1 protein-coding gene is annotated in these 1,427 nt (G+C 64.7%); it reads left to right on the top strand.

What is annotated here, in order from left to right; genetic code table 11:
* The first annotated feature begins 134 nt into the window (after positions 1–134).
* Entirely contained in the window at positions 135–1,370 is a 1,236-nt protein-coding gene (locus tag AWC25_RS08260) for an IS256 family transposase (protein WP_085166607.1), read from the top strand.
* The last annotated feature ends 57 nt before the right edge of the window (positions 1,371–1,427 follow it).

The raw sequence follows: 1,427 nt of genomic DNA, 5'->3' as shown, positions 1-1,427 counted from the left end.
GGTTGCGTCCAGCAGAGTGGTGTACGAGTCGGACCTGATCAGCGGTACCGGCGTGTCGTAGCCGAGTGATTGGAGGTCATCGCGTGATTCTTCGAGAGACCCGTCAAAGTCACTCGAGCAAAGGAATCAACGCGATGACCAGTGCCCACGATATCGACCTGCCTACCGTGTTGGCTGAACGACTCACTACTTGCCACCCTGACGTGCTGCGTGAGTTGTTGGCGACGTTCATCCACACTCTGTTGGGCGCGGAAGCCGATGCGTTGTGCGGTGCCGGGTACGGCCAGCGCAGCGCCGAGCGGGTCAATCAGCGCAACGGTTATCGACAACGCCAGTTCGACACCCGCGCAGGCTCGTTGGATCTGGCGATCCCCAAGCTGCGGCACGGCTCCTACTTCCCGGACTGGCTGCTGGAACGCCGCAAGCGCGCCGAGCGGGCGCTGACGACGGTGGTGGCCACCTGCTATCTGCTGGGCGTGTCGACGCGGCGGATGGACAAGCTCGTCGAGACGCTGGGCATCACGTCGCTGTCGAAGTCGCAGGTGTCGGTGATGGCCAAGGAACTCGACACCGCCGTGGAAGCGTTCCGGACCCGCCCGCTGGACGCCGGCCCGTACACGTTCGTCGCCGCTGATGCCCTGGTGCTCAAGGTCCGCGAGCAAGGTCGGGTGGTCAACGTGCACGCGCTGATCGCCACGGGCGTGAACGCCGAGGGGTACCGCGAGATCCTGGGCATCGACGTCAGCACCGCCGAGGACGGCGCGGGCTGGCTGACGTTCTGGCGGTCCCTGACCGCCCGCGGCCTGTCCGGGGTCAAGTTGGTCACCAGCGACGCCCACGCCGGGCTGGTGGGCGCAGTAGGGGCTACCCTGCCCGGGGCGACCTGGCAGCGCTGCCGCACGCACTACACGACCAACCTAATGGCCATTACCCCCAAGGCGTCGTGGCCGTGGGTACGCACGCTGTTACATTCGGTCTTCGACCAACCCGACGCGCAATCCGTTGCTGCACAATACGATCGGATCATCGATGCGCTGGCCGACAAGCTGCCCAAGGTCGCCGCCCACCTCCAAGCCAACCGCACTGATCTGTTGGCGTTCACCGCGTTCCCCAAACAGATCTGGCGCCAAATCTGGTCGAACAACCCCCAGGAGCGTCTCAACAAAGAGATCCGTCGCCGCACCGACGTCGTCGGCATCTTTCCCGACCGCGACGCGCTGATCCGCCTCGTCGGCGCGATATTGGCGGAACAACACGACGAATGGGCCGAATCGCGGCGCTACCTCGGCCTCGACGTCCTCAGCAAATCACGCACCACCAACGACACTCCGACAGAACAGGAGGCCACCCCAGCGGCACTGACCGCCTAAACCATCAAGTCGAAGAATCACCCGACGGCCTCGTACACCACGTCCCTGGACTTGACC

It is taken from the genome of Mycobacterium sherrisii, from assembly GCF_002102355.1.
In the GTDB taxonomy this organism is placed as follows: domain Bacteria; phylum Actinomycetota; class Actinomycetes; order Mycobacteriales; family Mycobacteriaceae; genus Mycobacterium; species Mycobacterium sherrisii.
The sequence above is the reverse complement of the archived record's forward strand: the minus strand, read 5'-3'. Positions and strand labels throughout refer to the sequence as shown.

What these genes read in the sequence shown, in the direction of transcription:
- AWC25_RS08260 (WP_085166607.1), top strand. Translation starts at nt 135, where the DNA reads ATGACCAGTGCCCACGATATCGACCTGCCTACCGTGTTGGCTGAACGA.